Source organism: Emergencia sp. 1XD21-10 (genome assembly GCF_009936045.1).
Taxonomy (GTDB): domain Bacteria; phylum Bacillota; class Clostridia; order Peptostreptococcales; family Anaerovoracaceae; genus Senimuribacter; species Senimuribacter intestinalis.
In genome coordinates this window covers 179545-194600 of the sequence record NZ_QWEQ01000002.1, presented here as the reverse complement: position 1 = coordinate 194600, position 15056 = coordinate 179545, and the positions used below count along the sequence as shown (strand labels likewise).

Below are 15056 nucleotides of genomic sequence, written 5' to 3'. Positions count from 1 at the left end.
AGCAAACAGCCAATCCAACCACTTGAAAGGAATACTATGATACCATTATCGACCCGAATGAGACCGGACAAATTGCAGGATTTTGTAGGACAAGAACACTTTCTATATCCGGGCTCACTTCTTTACAATGCAATAAAAAATAAGACTTTTGATTCGGCGATTTTCCATGGACCGTCGGGAACGGGTAAGACTACACTGGCTAGAATCATCGCAAATGAAATGGACAGCAGCTTTACAGAAATCAATGCGTCGACCACAGGAACTAAGGAACTGAAAGAACTGATTGAAGGTGCAAGACTGCGTTTTTTTGGACTGGAGAAACGGACAACTTACGTGTATATCGACGAGTTTCACAGGTGGAATAAACTGCAGCAGGACTCTCTTTTGAAAGCGCTGGAAGACGGTGTGCTTAAATTTATTGGCAGCACTACGGAGAATCCATATTTTGCTATCAACAATGCAGTACTCAGCAGGGTGCGCAATGTCTATGAGTTTAAGCGTCTTGAGGCGCCGCAAATTAAGAAAATGCTGCTGCGGGCGCTGACTGATACGGAAAAAGGCTTTGGAAATCTGCATATCCAGTATGACGAAGAAGCCCTGGATATTCTGGCGGACTTAGCAGGAGGAGACGGCAGAGTTTCTTTGGATACGTTGGGCTTTATTGTGGACAATCTGGATTTGTCCAAGAAAATCACCAAGGAAATGGTGGCGGAAGCCATGCAGAGAAAGATTGGCTTTTACAGTAAAGGGGATGACCGGTACAATCTGCTTTCAGCGCTGCAAAAGTCCATCAGGGGCAGCGATCCGGATGCGGCAATTCACTATTTTGCAAGATTGGTTGACGGTGGTGCAGATATTCAGATGATCGGAAGGCGGTTGCTTGTCATCGCCAGTGAAGATATCGGCATGGCGTATCCTTCGGCGATATCCATCGTCACTTCCTGCATGCAGGCGGCGCTGATGGTGGGCTATCCGGAAGCGGCTATCAATCTGGCGCAAGCAGTGATTATGCTTGCCTCAGCACCGAAATCGAATGCTGCCAGCATGGCGTATTTTGAGGCTATAGCAGATATCAGAAGCAGAAATATTGACGATGTACCCCTTCATTTGCAGGACAGTCATTATCAGGGGGCAAAGGATAAGGAAATTGGGAAGGATTATCTTTACCCTCACAATTTTGGAGGATACGTGCAGCAGCAGTACCTGCCGGATAATTTGTATGAGGAAGGGGTTAAATACTACAGACCGACAGCGAACGGATCGGAAGCCTCTTTTAAGAAATTTTTAGAAGGACTGGAAGAAAAATATGGCAGAAATCATAAGGGCTGAACACTCCGGCTTTTGTTTCGGCGTGCGGCAAGCCATTGAAAAAACAGAAGAACAGATTCATCTCAATGAGAAATTAGAGAAAAAAAGAAAGATTTATACCTGCGGACCTTTGATTCATAATCGTTTTGTGACAGACGATTTAAAGGCGAGAGGTGTAGGCATCATAGAAAGCCCAGAAGAAGCGGAACCGGGCGATATTGTCATCGTTCGCTCCCATGGCGAGACCAAGGCATTTTTTGATGAATCCAAAAGGAGAAAACTGACTGTTGTCAATGCCACTTGCCCTTTTGTGGAAAAAATTCATCAGCTGGTTCACGGTGCATGGCAGGAGGGAAAAAATATCGTCATCGTTGGCGATAAACATCACCCGGAAGTCATCGGAATTAACGGCTGGTGCGCAGGGCAGGGAATTATCGTGGGAAGCAGGGAGGAAGCTGAGGCAGTGACATGTGAAAAAGTTTTTCTTGTCTGCCAGACCACCATTCAAAAAAAACTGCTGGACGATATCGTTGCGGTCTTTGAAGAGAAACATATTCTTACAGAAATTTACAATACTATCTGTAATGCGACAAAAGAACGACAAGAATCCTGTAAAAATTTGGCAGAAAAAGTCGACGCTATGGTTATCATTGGAGGCAAAAATAGCTCCAATACGGGAAAGTTATACGAAATTTCCAAAAAAAAGTGCAAAAATTCCTTTTTTATTGAAAATATTCGAGATTTACCATTGAAACAATTGCGAAAATGTAATAGAATAGGAGTTGCAGCAGGCGCATCAACACCTGAATGCGTAATTAAGGAGGTTATTGCTAACATGAGTGAAATGATCACTAACGAAAAAATTTCAATGGAAGATTTCATGGATGAAATCGACGCGTCTTTAAGACTACCACGCACTGGCGAAATCGTTGACGGTAAAGTACATCAGGTAACTGAAAAAGAAGTTATCGTAAACATGGGATGTAAAAAGGACGGAATTCTTCCTGTGGAAGAAGTAACATTAGAGGAAGGACAGAAGCTGACAGATTTATTTAAAGAAGGCGATGAAATCCAGGCTAAGGTTGTCAAAACTGATGACGGCGACGGTGGAATCTTACTTTCAAAGAAAAAGCTTGAGATAAATGAGCACTGGAATGAGATTAACGAAGCTCTTGAAAATAAATCAATTATTTCTGTAAAAGTCGTAAGACAGGTTAACGGCGGTGTAATCGCTGCTTACAAGGAAGTTACCGGATTCATTCCGCTTTCCCAGCTTTCCGATAAGTTTGTAGAAAACGCAGATGAATTTATTGGACAGACTATGGATGTAAGAGTAAGCAGAGTTGACCAGAAGAGAGGCAGAGTTGTATTCTCCCGCAAGATAGTTCTTACAGAAGAGAAACAACAGAAGATTGCTGCAATCTGGGAAGGATTGCACGTTGATGATATCGTAGAAGGTACTGTGATGAGATTTACCGATTACGGTGCATTCATCGATCTGGGCGGAATCGACGGACTGCTTCACATCTCCGAAATTTCCTGGGGCAAGCTGAAACATCCGCAGGAAGTTCTGCAGATTGGCGATACTGTTAAGGTAAAGATTCTGGCTATGAACGAAGAAAAAGGAAAGATTTCCTTAGGTTTGAAGCAGACTGTTCCTGAACCATGGTCCGTAATTGACGAGACCTATCAGATTGGACAGGTTGTTTCCGGAAAAGTTGTACAGATTAAGGAATACGGTGCATTCATCGAATTAGAGCCGGGTCTTGATGGACTGGTACATATTTCTGAAGTTGCGCACAAGAGAGTGACTAACATTGCTGACGAACTTTCTATCGGTCAGGATGTTAACGCAAAGATTCTGGAAATTGATAAAGAAAGAAAGAGAATCAGCCTGAGCATCAAGGAAACTTTAGATGCTGAAGAAACTGTTTCTGAAGAGGAATAATCGAGCAGGTTTATTTGTGAGGGATTCCCGAAGCTTTAAAAGCTTTTGGAACCCCTCATTTTTCTTTTGGAAAAGGATACACTAGATGAATTTCGTTGACACCGGAAATACCGGTTACTGGTTCTTTGTGGTGCAGCGCTTTGTAACCGTGGCGAGGATGAACGAAGATGGAATCCTTTTCGGGATTGCGGTGGCTGATGGCAGAAATCACTGCGTCCAGCATCTCCGGCGGATAAGGCGTTTTGGCATGGGAGGCGAGGATTCTGCGGATAGGAAATTTGTCTTTCAGAAGCTGCAGACGACCAGAAAGTTCCTCCGGCGGCGCACTGTGGTCAAACATCATCCAAAGGCTTTTATCTATCGTATCGCCTGCCACCAGCGTGCCGCTTTCGTGGTCGAAGACGGAAAGTGAGCCGAGGGAATGTCCAGGCAGCAGAAAGGTTTCTAAGATGCGGCTACCCAGATCAAAAATGTGTCCATCTGCAGCGCAGCTGAATGGAACCTGCTTATAGGTCAGATAAAATTCGCGATTGAAATTTTTAGGAAACGGATATTTTATTTTGCCTGCGGAATAGCGTTTTTCTAAAAATGCAAGCATGCTGACTTTGTCATGCTGATATAGATCGTAGACAGAAAGCTCGGCAGGATGAATCAATGCGGTTTCAGAGAAACGAAAATTACCGCCAGTGTGATCCAGATGTCCGTGGGTGTTGACGAGGATAAGGGGCAGATCGGTGATGGTACGCAGAAAGGCGGGCAGATCTTCAAAGCCATAGCCTGTGTCGATGAGCAGCGCAGCGTTGGTGCCCGTGATAAGGGTGCAGCAAACATTGCTGTTTTCGTAAATATGATAAATGCCGGTCGAAATGTGACTGACAGAAAAATATGAATCCATGAAGCCGCCTCCTTTTCTTAAAACTATTTTATCACATTGTACATATATTTTCTATATCGGATGAAACTTCAAGATTTTCCCTGTGTTGAAAAGATTGTATATCCGGCTATAATTTAGTATAATATAAATAACCGGCTTTTTTTGCTTCTGTTGAAAAGGGCGTAAGGCGCCTTTCTCAACGGAAGAACGTATGGAGGATTTGACAGATGGAAAAGGAACTTTTAAACAGACTTCATGAGGAAGACAACCATGAAGAGATTATAAAGATACTGGAAAGTGAAGGCGCTGAACACGATTACGATACAATTTGCTATCTGGCGCGAGCCTATAATAACCGCGGCGAGGAAGGCGACTACGATAAGGCTGCCGATCTTTTGCAGATGGTTTACGATATGGGAAAGGACGATCCGCTCTGGCATTACAGACTGGGTTATGCATATTTTTTCAGCGGCAGATACGAAGATGCACTGATGTGCTTTGAAGAATCTCTGCATCTGGATCCTTCTGATGAGGATGTAGATTTTTTCATTACGGAGTGCAAGGAGCAGATTTTAAGGCGCAACGGACTCTTTGATGAGGAACTGAATCCGGAAGTATACAGCAGTGAAGAAGAGGAAATTATAGAAACGTACATAGAAGAAACTTTTGGGGAATTTGAAAGCGTGTTTCATGAGCTGGTTTCACCGGATATTCACGTGGATATCTGTGTGATTCCACCTACAGAGGAACGTAATTTTTATACACTGGTGACCATGGGAATGGGAGCGCATCGCATGAATGTGCCGGAGGATCTTTCCGAGTATAAGCTGCAGAGAGCGGAACTTGTCATTTGCCTTCCGCCTTACTGGGACCTTGAGAGTGAGAAGGAAGAGTGGTACTGGCCGATCAGACTGCTCAAAGTTCTTGCCAGATTGCCGATACAGGAAGATGCCTGGCTGGGATGGGGGCATACCATCGATAATGGAGAAGGCTTTGATGAAAGCACGCAGCTCTGTGGCAGTATGCTGATTACACCGGTTATCTTCGATGAAGAGGAGTACATTTGTCCTCTGACAGAGGGAGAGGAAGTTAATTTTTACCAGATTATTCCACTTTACAGGGAAGAAATGGATTTCAAAATGCAGCACGGCGCTGACGATCTTTTAAAACAACTGGATGGCAGAGTTTTAGTTGTAGATCCGAAACGACAGAAGTTTTCACCGGAAAAACTGCTTAGCTGATTGAACTGAAATAGTTTCCGAATAATACCTTTCATATTTTTTGAAGAACATCAGATAATAACCTTAGAAAAAAGAAAGGAGTTTCAACATGAAAAAGACCAGATTTTTTCTAATGGCTTTATTACTGGTGACTGTTCTAGTCTTTACCAGCTGCGGAAGTGACGACAATAATGACAACGTTTCTGACAACCCGACTAACAATATGGAACAGGATGTCAAGGACGGTGCCGATGACGTTAAAGATGACGTTGAGGATTTAGGCGATGATATGAAAGATGGCGCATCCGATGCGGTAGATGATGTTGAAGACGCTTTAGATCCTGACGGCGGCGATAAAGCAAGAACAGACGGCAGGGACGGCAGCGGTGACAACGATGCAAAGACAGCCGAGTAATAACCAAAGGAATTTCGCCTGAAAAGGTGAAGGGCAAAGCGCAGGGAAATTCCCTGCGTTTTGAATTTGTTCTGGTAATGAGAAGAGTTTTCATATACAATAGAACCATGAGAAAAAGAAGAAAGAAACAGTTTTATACACCGGGGACTGAGAAACTGACCGGTGTACTGGAAAAAACAAAATCGGGATTTGGATTTGTCCGTCAGGAAGAGGGCGGAGATATTTTTGTTGGCAGAAGCAATATGTACGGCGCCATGCACGGCGATACTGTTTCTGTTGATTTGCTGCCGGAACAGTTTAGAACCAGAAGCAGAGAAGGCATTGTAGACAAAATTTTAGAGAGAGGCAATACAGAAGTTGTAGGAACTTTTCAAAAGAATAAGCGATTTGGATTCGTGGTTTCTGATGATAAGAGAAATAATGATGATGTTTTTGTAAAGAAATCGGATTTTCGAGGTGCACAGAATGGAGATAAGGTAGTTGCAAAGATTACTAAGTATCCTGAGAAAAATGTCAGTGCAGAAGGAAAAATCACTGAGATTATTTCACGCTTTGGAGAGACAGGCGGCGAAATCAAAGCGCTGATTCGAGCAAGCGGTCTCTATGAGACTTTTCCAAGCAGGGTCAATGCAGAGGCAAAGGCAAAGTCCAGGGAGGAGATTACTGCAGAGGAAATTAGAAGAAGACGGGATCTGCGGGATAAAACGATTATTACCATAGACGGTGCGTCGGCAAAGGATTTGGACGATGGTGTTTCTATAGAGATTACTGACGGCGGCAATTATCTTTTAGGCGTCCATATCGCTGATGTCAGTCACTACGTGGCGGCGGACGGTCATCTTGATCGGGAGGCATTAAAACGGGGCAACAGTGTGTACCTTTTAAGCAGAGTAGTTCCCATGCTGCCTAAGGTGCTTTCCAATGGAATCTGCAGTCTGAATCAGGGCGAAGATAGACTGACCCTGACCTGTCAGATGGAAATTGATGAGAGCGGCAGCGTAGTGCACTATGAGATATTTGAAAGCATTATTTGTTCCAAGGCGAGAATGGTCTATGATGATGTTTCGGATATTTTGGAGCATGAAGATGAGGCGTTGATTAAAAAATATGAGGATATTTATGACGACCTTCTTGCTATGGGAAGCCTTGCAGAAATTCTCAGAAAGAAGAGAAAGGAGAAGGGAAGCTTAGATTTTGATTTTGATGAGGCGGAAATAGAACTGGATGAAGAGGAAGTGCCGGTGGCCATCGGGATTTCCGAGAGGCGCACTGCCAACAGACTCATTGAGGAGTTTATGCTGGCGGCCAATCAGACTGTAGCGGAGCATTTTTACTGGATGGAATATCCTTTCGTCTATCGTGTTCACGAAAAACCGGACACAGACAAAATCGTAGAGCTGAAAGCTTTCCTTGCTGGCTTTGGAATTAATCTGCCGGGAAATCCTGACAACATTCATCCGAAGGCTCTCAATGATATTCTACAGAAAGTGGAGGGCATGCCTTACGAAAATATCGTCAGCACTGTCATGCTGCGTTCTATGAAAAAGGCATTTTACAGCACCGACTGTCAGGGACATTTTGGATTGTCCTTTCCGTATTACTGTCATTTTACTTCACCGATTCGAAGATATCCAGATCTTTGTATTCACCGAATTATTAAAGACTCTATTTGCGGCAGGGCAGATGAGCAGAAGCTGAAAAAATATAAGGCTGATTCGCAGGTCACGGCAGAAATTGCGTCACTGACTGAGCGAAAAGCGCAGAGTCTGGAGCGAGAAGTTGCAAAGATGAAAAAAGCGCAGTATATGCAGCAGTACATCGGAGAAAGCTTTGAAGGAGTCATTAGCGGCGTGACTAATTTTGGCATTTATGTGCAGTTGCCTAATACAGTGGAGGGTATGGTGCGCCTTGACAGTCTGCGTGATGATTATTACGATTACGAGCCGGGAAAATATCGGGTTATCGGCAGACTCAGTCACAATATTTATGCCCTGGGAGACCGGGTTACCATAGAGGTGCTGGCGGCAAACCCGGAAGAAAGACAGATTGATTTTCTGATAGTTTGATAACCAAGTAAGAAGTGCACAGCATTAAAGGTGCACTTCTTTTAATGTTTCCCGGCAGACGTAAAGCACCATATCAGGGTTTGCACAGACAGACCATTTGACCAGACTTGCAGTGTGATTCTGAATTTCTATGGCGGTGATGGCGGAAGGGTGAACACAGCTTCCGCAGTTAAAATACATGCCGCAGTCGGTTTTCATTAGAGCAGGTTTGTGGGTGTGACCTGCAATGAGAATGCACTTCTTTCTACAGCTGTAGTTGATGAAATTCTCTTCGATTTTACGCACTTTGGTGTAGTTTTTTGCAGCACTGGTAGGGTCTTTAACACCGCGAAGCTCTAAAGGACGCCACAGGTAGCGTACCAGCCAGCGAGTGATTTTCCAAAGTTCATCGTTCATATGATCGCCCTGATATCCGTGAAACATGCAAAGAGGAGGCATACCGGGGCTTTCCACGATGATGGATTCATAAAAGGGGATAGCACCGGAAAGGCCCCGCCACAGATAAGCGCCGTTTTCTTTGACTCGGTCGTGATTGCCAAAGACCATGAAGAGACGGCTCTCATCGTGGAATTTTTGCAGAATCTGATAGATTTCCTGATGGGTATTATAGACGTCGGCAAATCGGCGGTTTTCCCACAGTTCATCACCATCGCCAAGTTCTATGTAGGTGAAATTCTCCTGATAGTAGTGTTTTAACGCAGCAGTATAGATGGGTCTGTTTCTGAGAAAGTTATCAGCCCAGGTTCCTGTGCCGCGGTGGCAGTCGCTCATGATGACAAGCTTTGGAAGCACATTGTAAGAAAGACGCAGCGCTTTTGAAAAAGATTTTTCGATACGATTGTAATTAGACATAAAAACACCTCTGCAGCAGTATATGCGGGCAGAGGTTTATTTTTTCGATATTTATTGCTTCCTTCGATGTTCTTTTTTGGCTTTTTCAATATCGGTTGGAAGAAAAATGACATTACCTTCTTTTTTTAAGTCAGAGGCTTGAGACGTTTTTTCGTAGGGATCTTTGCTGGGCGTATTGTCCTGACCACTTCCGCTGGTAGAAACCATATAGTAGATAAATAAACCGACCGCAAAGACCAGTCCTAATATAAATAGCGGCATATGTTCACCTCCTGTTAAATCTATTATATCATGAAAGAATGACATGGCAAGGTGTTTTTTATTACTGTACAATCAGATTTGTCGATTGAACTAAATTGCCTTTCTGGTGTATAATGAACTGGAAAAGCCACAGCGCATGAAATGAAAATTTAGATTGGAAAGACAGACTATGAACTACAGAACCATAGAAATATTTCTTGATTTAGTACGTACGAGAAATATCACAAAGACTGCCCAGCGGCTGTATCTTTCTCAGTCCACTGTGAGCAAGCGGCTTGCCGCCTTGGAGGAAGAACTGAATTGCACGCTGATTCGAAGAACCAAGGGGCGTCGTGAGATTTTGCTGACCAGACAGGGGGAGCAGTTTATTTCCGTGGCTGAGCGGTGGAAAAATCTCTTTGAGGAGACGGAGAGTCTGAAAAATTCTTCTCTTTCTACCATTATGCTGGGAATCAGTGAAAGCTCCTATTACGGATTTATTGCGCCTTTTTTGAAGGAGTTTTTGGAAGACCATGCAGATATTCGCGTCGTGGCAAGTATTTACAATTCCGATCAGATTTATCAAATGCTTGAAAACCGCACGCTGGATTATGGAATTGTAGCCTATGAGTCGGAGCGGGCGGGAATACAGCGGCAGTGTATCAGCAGGCAGAAGCTTTGTATTATCCGCTACTGCGAAAATCCAAAGGAAGGTGAGATTATGTCTATTTCACCTGAGGAGCTGGATCCGGCGAAAGAAATCCGTTTTACCGGTGGTAATTTCCGCAGTATGAAGCACTGGCGGCAAAGCTGGTTTTCCGGTAAAAGTGAAAGCAGACTGGAACTGAACACGGTGCAGGGAATTGTGCCGTTTCTGGATGGAACCGATTACTGGGCTGTTTGTACGCCCTCTATGGCAGCTTCTATTGGCCGCAATGTCAGCCTGCAGATTTATCAGCTGCAGGATTGCGACGATACATGGGAATTGTTCTTTTTGAAAAAGGAAAGCGAAGGAGAGAAACCGACTGCCGCGGCAGCAGCCTTTGAAGCGGAGCTCTTTGCCTATGTGCAGACCTTTTGCGATGAAGAAGACGAAAAACAAAATATTCTATAATAGAATTTTTAATATGACTTTTTACCGTTTTATGAATAATTCGAATGATGGTAAAATCCTCCATAGAAGAAAAGTGTGAAATCAATACTTCTAAGGAGGATTTTTTCTATGGATAAACAACAGTACATCATGGTAGCAGACGGAAATGAGGCGGCAGCTTATGCGGCTTACGCTTTTTCGGAAATTGCAGCCATTTACCCGATTACACCCTCTTCACCGATGGCGGAAAAGACCGACCAGTGGTCAGCCCTTGGAAAAAAGAATTTATTCGGGCAGTCGGTAACCCTGGTGGAAATGCAGTCGGAAGCAGGTGCAGCGGGCGCAGTACATGGGGCGCTGGAAGCAGGTTCCCTTGCAACGACTTTTACATCTTCCCAAGGGTTAATGCTGATGATTCCGGCATTGCACAGAATCAGCGGCACCAGACAGCCGGGCGTGCTTCACGTCGCTTCACGTACTGTGGGGACTCACGCCATGTCTATCTTTGGCGACCACAGTGATGTGATGAACTGCAGACAGACAGGTTTTGCCCAGCTGTCATCGGGCAGTGTGCAGGAAACCATGGATCTCGCGGGAATCGCCCATCTGGCAGCGATTAAAAGCAGAGTGCCGTTTATGCACTTCTTTGACGGCTTCAGAACTTCCCACGAAATCCAGAAAATCAGAGCAATTTCCTATGAAGAATTTGACCGGCTGCTGGACAGGAAAGCGCTGGCGCAGTTCCGGAAAGAAGCCCTCAACCCTGATCATCCGACCCTGCGCTGCACAGTGCAAAATCCGGACGTATACTTTCAGTTCCGTGAAGCCAACAACAAGGCCTATGACAATGTTACTGCTATTGTAGAGGAATATATGGCAGAAATCAACAAAATCACAGGAGAGGACTATCATCTGTTTAACTATTACGGCGCCAAGGACGCAGAGCGTGTCATCATAGCTATGGGCTCCGTCAGCGGCGCAGCGAGAGAAACTGTAGAAGCCCTGAATCTTTGCGGTGAAAAAGTCGGATATTTGCAGGTTCATCTGTTCAATCCGTTTTCCGTAGAATATTTTCTGAGGGCGCTGCCAAAGACGGTGAAAAAAATTGCTGTGCTGGACCGCTGCAAGGAAATGGGCGCTATGGGCGAACCTCTGTATTTAACTGTTTGCGGTGCTTTTGCCAATGAAGAGCAGAAACCGTATCTTTGCGGCGGACGTTACGGCCTTTCTTCTAAGGATACAACACCGGCGCAGATAAAAGCGGTCTTCGACCATCTTGTGAAAGATTGCCCTGCGAAAGAGTTCACTGTGGGCATAGAGGACGACGTGACCGGACTTTCCATTCCGGTTGACGAGAGTTTTCAGATTGCAGACAAAGGCACGAAAGCGTGTAAATTCTGGGGGCTGGGCAGTGATGGAACGGTAGGTGCAAATAAGAATTCCATTAAAATTATCGGACAAAATACACCGATGTATGCCCAAGGGTATTTTGAATATGATACGAAAAAATCCTTTGGGATCACCAAGAGCCATCTTCGCTTTGGAAACGAGCCGATTCTGTCCACTTATCTGGTGAAATCAGCGGATTTCATCGCCTGCCACAATCAGTCTTTTCTAGATAAGTATGACATCGTGACAGAGTTGAAAGAGGGGGGCATTTTCCTTCTCAATACACGTTGGAGTGTAGAGGAAACCGATAAAAATCTACCAAAGGAAGTTAAGAAAACTCTGCTGAACAAGGGCGCAAGGGTGTACATCATAGACGCAAACGGTATTGCAGAAAGTTTGGGTCTTGGCAGCAGAATCAGCATGGTTTTGCAGGCGGCATTCTTTAAGCTGGCGGAGATTTTGCCGGAGGAAGCGGCGCTGAACCAGATGAAAGAAGCTGCAAGGAAATCCTTTGCGAAGAAGGGCGAAGCAGTGGTGCAGAAGAATCTGCAGGCCATCAATGCAGGTATGCAGTGCGTACAGGCTGTAAAGTTGAGTGATAATGCCGGTACAGAGAAAACTCCCGTTGATGCGACCAAGCTGCCGTCATTTATCAGGGAAATTCTGATGCCAATCAACGGGCAGAAGGGCGACACATTGCCGGTATCTACTTTCGAAGGCTACGAGGACGGCACCATGCCTATGGGAACGACCGCTTACGAAAAGCGCGGTATTGCAGCAAAGATTCCTCTCTGGGACGCCGCAAGCTGTATCCAGTGCAACCGCTGCTCTTACGTATGCCCTCACGGTGTTATCAGACCATATCTTTTAGATGAAAATGAAAAAAAGGCTGCGCCGGAAGGCTTTGCGATTGCTTTAGCAAAGGGTGTAAAGGGCGAAGCGCCTATGTATTTTTCCATGCAGATCAGCGATATGGACTGCACTGGCTGCGGAAGCTGTGTTTCCGTCTGCCCGAAGAAAGGGGAGGCTTTGAAGATGTGTTCTGCGCCTGCTGACATGGCTGTAACACCGCAGTGGGAATACGGACTTACTATAAAGGAGAAGGATTGTTTTGCAAAAAATACCGTCAAGGGAAGCCAGTTTAAACAGCCACTGTGCGAGTTTTCCGGGGCCTGCGCGGGCTGCGGCGAAACCCCTTATGCGAAGCTTTTGACGCAGCTTTACGGAGACAGAATGTACTGGGCAAACGGCACAGGTTGTACCCAGGCGTGGGGCGCCGCAATGCCATCGGTTCCATATACGGTAAATGCGGAAGGGAGAGGTCCTGCATGGAGTAATTCACTCTTTGAAAACAATGCGGAATTTGCGCTGGGCATGCTGCTGTCTATGAAGCAGCAGAGAAACAAGGTGCGCATGTGGATTAGCGAACTCATGGAACTGGAAAACACATTGGATGCGCCGATTCAGACATGGCTTGATACCTTTGACGATGTGGACGCTTCTATGGATGCAGCGAAAGAACTGCTGGGAGCCCTTGAGGCGGCAGAGCTGACAGGCCGCAGCAGAGTTTTAAAAGAACAGATTATCGGTGCGAAAGATCAGCTGGCGAGAAAAACTGTCTGGATGTACGGCGGCGACGGTTGGGCTTACGATATAGGATTTGGCGGACTGGATCATGTGATCGCCCAGGGCGAAGATATCAATGTCTTTGTGGTGGATACGGAAGTTTATTCCAATACCGGCGGACAGAGCAGCAAAGCGACGCCTCTTGGCGCTGTAGCCCAGTTTCAGAGTGCAGGCAAAAAATCTGCTAAGAAGGATTTAGGACGGATGATGATGTCTCAGGGCAACTGCTATGTTGCCAGTGTAGCTATGGGCGCAGATCCGAATCAGCTGATGAAAGCCATCGACGAAGCGGAACACTTTTGCGGTCCGTCCATTGTTATTGCCTATGCGCCGTGCATTAATCACGGCTTGAAAATAGGTATGGACAAAGCCCAGGAAGAAATGAAGCGTGCGGTAGATGCAGGCTACTGGTTCCTGTACAGATACAATCCGCACAAAGAAACCGGCAAGTTCTGTCTGGACTCCAAAGAACCTTCCTTGAACTACCAAGAATTTTTGGAAGGGGAAAATCGTTATGCCTCCTTACATAAAGCTTTTCCTGAAAACGCAGAGCGTCTCTTTGCACAGGCGGAGAAGGACGCCAAAGCACGCTATAAGGAGCTTGTCAGACTTGCCGGGGAGGATAAGTAATGCTATTACAGACAGAGTACAGCAGAAAGAAAGTTAGCGCGCAGAGCGCAGCTCTTTTGGTGGAGAGCGGGGACTGGGTAGACTATGGAATGATTTCTCAGATTCCATATCTCTTTGATGAAGCCCTGGCAGAGCGAAAGGAGGAACTGCAGAATGTAAAGATTCGCGGCGCCATGCTGCTGAAACCTTTGGCAACACTGGAAGCAGATCCTTGCAGCAGTACCTTTTATTATCACAGCTGGCATCTTTCCGGGCTGGAACGAAAATATGCGGATCAGGGACTGTGCAGTTATATTCCAATGAACTACAGCAGTCAGCCCAAATATTACAGAGATTTTCTGAAGGTCGATGTGGCGTGTATCACGGTTTCGCAGATGGACAGACACGGGTACTTTAACTTTTCACTGACCAACTCAGCGGCTTATGCGATTTTGGAAAAGGCAAAGACGGTGGTAGTTGAAGTCAACGAGCATCTGCCGCGGGTTTACGGCGGCGAAAAGGAATGTATCCATATTTCTCAGGTGGATTATATTATAGAAGGCGAGCACGAGCCGTTTCCTGTTCTGAAAGCAGCAGCGCCTACAGAAACGGACAGCGCTATCGCAGCGTATATTTGTGAGGAAATCGGTGACGGCGCAGTGCTGCAGCTGGGAATCGGCGGAACGCCAAATGCGGTGGGCAAACTGATTGCGCAGTCCGATGTAAAGAATTTGGGCATGCACACGGAAATGCTGTGCGACGCATATCTGGATCTTTATAAGTGCGGAAAACTGACTAACCGATGTAAGAATTTGAATCGGGGTAAAGGTGTATGGAGCTTTTGTCTGGGAAGTAAAGAACTGTATCAGTGGGCAGCTGAAAATCCGGGGCTTGCCAGCTATCCGGTGGATTATACCAATTTACCTCAGGTGATAGGACAGCAGGATAATATGGTCTCTATCAATAACTGCCTTACGACGGATTTGTTCGGACAGACCTGCGCTGAGACGGCAGGTTTTCGTCAAATCAGCGGAACCGGCGGTCAGTTGGATTTTCAGTATGGTGCATTCCTGTCAAAGGGCGGAAAGGCATTTCTCTGTATGGCGTCGACCTATGTGAATAAGGAGACAGGGCTGTTGGAATCCCGTATTGTGCCATCTCTTGGCGCAGGCGATGTAGTGACAGACCCGCGCAGTCACGCTTACTATCTGGTGACAGAACAGGGAATGGTTAACCTGGCAGGCGCAAGTCTTTGGGAAAGGGCAGAAAAAGTGATTTCCGTAGCGCATCCGGATTTTCGGCAAGACCTGATTTCTCAGGCGGAAAAAATGGGTATCTGGAGAAGAAGCTATAAGTAAAAATAAATAAATTACCTCCTAGTGGGCTGTGCCAGAAATGGACAGCCCTATTTTTAGA

Annotated in this window: 11 protein-coding genes; 8 read left to right on the top strand and 3 right to left on the bottom strand. The window is 45.6% G+C overall.

The genetic code is table 11. The features are described 5' to 3' along the window. Positions 1–36: 36 nt before the first annotated feature. On the top strand, positions 37–1329 hold the full coding sequence (locus D1151_RS01020) for a replication-associated recombination protein A (protein ID WP_160200768.1): 1293 nt from the start codon (positions 37–39) through the stop codon (positions 1327–1329). Continuing rightward, entirely contained in the window at positions 1307–3256 is a 1950-nt protein-coding gene (locus tag D1151_RS01015) for a bifunctional 4-hydroxy-3-methylbut-2-enyl diphosphate reductase/30S ribosomal protein S1 (protein ID WP_161907617.1), read from the top strand. The genes D1151_RS01020 and D1151_RS01015 overlap by 23 nt, the downstream gene beginning before the upstream one ends. Before the next feature lie 55 nt (positions 3257–3311). Here the strand turns inward: D1151_RS01015 and D1151_RS01010 are convergent, their stop codons facing one another. Beyond that, entirely contained in the window at positions 3312–4151 is an 840-nt protein-coding gene (locus tag D1151_RS01010) for an MBL fold metallo-hydrolase (RefSeq protein WP_161907616.1), read from the bottom strand. Between the two features lie 206 nt (positions 4152–4357). Here D1151_RS01010 and D1151_RS16980 point away from each other — a divergent pair, with 206 nt between their 5' ends. From D1151_RS16980 to rnr, 3 genes are all read left to right on the top strand, one after another. Then, entirely contained in the window at positions 4358–5371 is a 1014-nt protein-coding gene (locus tag D1151_RS16980; RefSeq protein ID WP_306770822.1) for a suppressor of fused domain protein, read from the top strand. A gap of 88 nt (positions 5372–5459) precedes the next feature. Continuing rightward, positions 5460–5765, top strand: a complete 306-nt coding sequence (locus D1151_RS01000) for a hypothetical protein (protein WP_160200771.1) — start codon at positions 5460–5462, stop codon at positions 5763–5765. Between the two features lie 107 nt (positions 5766–5872). Then, positions 5873–7831 (top strand): ribonuclease R, encoded by a 1959-nt coding sequence (gene rnr / locus D1151_RS00995; RefSeq protein WP_161907615.1) that lies wholly within the window; start codon positions 5873–5875, stop codon positions 7829–7831. Positions 7832–7855: 24 nt separating this feature from the next. Here rnr and D1151_RS00990 read toward each other — a convergent pair whose 3' ends face one another. Then, a complete protein-coding gene (locus D1151_RS00990; RefSeq protein WP_161907614.1) occupies positions 7856–8683 on the bottom strand; it encodes a metallophosphoesterase in 828 nt (275 codons plus the stop codon). Between the two features lie 51 nt (positions 8684–8734). Next, positions 8735–8944, bottom strand: a complete 210-nt coding sequence (locus D1151_RS00985) for a hypothetical protein (protein WP_160200774.1) — start codon at positions 8942–8944, stop codon at positions 8735–8737. 169 nt (positions 8945–9113) lie between these two features. On the opposite strand from D1151_RS00985, the gene D1151_RS00980 reads away from it, so the two are divergent. From D1151_RS00980 to D1151_RS00970, 3 genes are all read left to right on the top strand, one after another. Next, positions 9114–10037 carry a LysR family transcriptional regulator gene (locus D1151_RS00980; protein ID WP_161907613.1) on the top strand — a complete coding sequence of 308 codons (924 nt, stop codon included), beginning with the start codon at positions 9114–9116 and terminating at the stop codon, positions 10035–10037. 108 nt (positions 10038–10145) lie between these two features. Next, entirely contained in the window at positions 10146–13661 is a 3516-nt protein-coding gene (gene nifJ / locus D1151_RS00975) for a pyruvate:ferredoxin (flavodoxin) oxidoreductase (protein ID WP_202620359.1), read from the top strand. After that, positions 13661–14998 carry an acetyl-CoA hydrolase/transferase family protein gene (locus D1151_RS00970; RefSeq protein ID WP_161907612.1) on the top strand — a complete coding sequence of 446 codons (1338 nt, stop codon included), beginning with the start codon at positions 13661–13663 and terminating at the stop codon, positions 14996–14998. Before nifJ ends, D1151_RS00970 begins: the two co-directional genes overlap by 1 nt. Positions 14999–15056: the final 58 nt, after the last annotated feature.

Excerpts from the sequence above, each read along its gene's own strand:
- D1151_RS01010 (WP_161907616.1), bottom strand. The coding sequence starts at position 4,151 with ATGGATTCATATTTTTCTGTCAGTCACATTTCGACCGGCATTTATCAT.
- D1151_RS00970 (WP_161907612.1), top strand. The coding sequence starts at position 13,661 with ATGCTATTACAGACAGAGTACAGCAGAAAGAAAGTTAGCGCGCAGAGC.
- D1151_RS01000 (WP_160200771.1), top strand. The coding sequence starts at position 5,460 with ATGAAAAAGACCAGATTTTTTCTAATGGCTTTATTACTGGTGACTGTT.
- D1151_RS00990 (WP_161907614.1), bottom strand. The coding sequence starts at position 8,683 with ATGTCTAATTACAATCGTATCGAAAAATCTTTTTCAAAAGCGCTGCGT.
- D1151_RS01020 (WP_160200768.1), top strand. The coding sequence starts at position 37 with ATGATACCATTATCGACCCGAATGAGACCGGACAAATTGCAGGATTTT.
- D1151_RS00980 (WP_161907613.1), top strand. The coding sequence starts at position 9,114 with ATGAACTACAGAACCATAGAAATATTTCTTGATTTAGTACGTACGAGA.
- D1151_RS00985 (WP_160200774.1), bottom strand. The coding sequence starts at position 8,944 with ATGCCGCTATTTATATTAGGACTGGTCTTTGCGGTCGGTTTATTTATC.
- nifJ (WP_202620359.1), top strand. The coding sequence starts at position 10,146 with ATGGATAAACAACAGTACATCATGGTAGCAGACGGAAATGAGGCGGCA.
- D1151_RS01015 (WP_161907617.1), top strand. The coding sequence starts at position 1,307 with ATGGCAGAAATCATAAGGGCTGAACACTCCGGCTTTTGTTTCGGCGTG.
- rnr (WP_161907615.1), top strand. The coding sequence starts at position 5,873 with ATGAGAAAAAGAAGAAAGAAACAGTTTTATACACCGGGGACTGAGAAA.
- D1151_RS16980 (WP_306770822.1), top strand. The coding sequence starts at position 4,358 with ATGGAAAAGGAACTTTTAAACAGACTTCATGAGGAAGACAACCATGAA.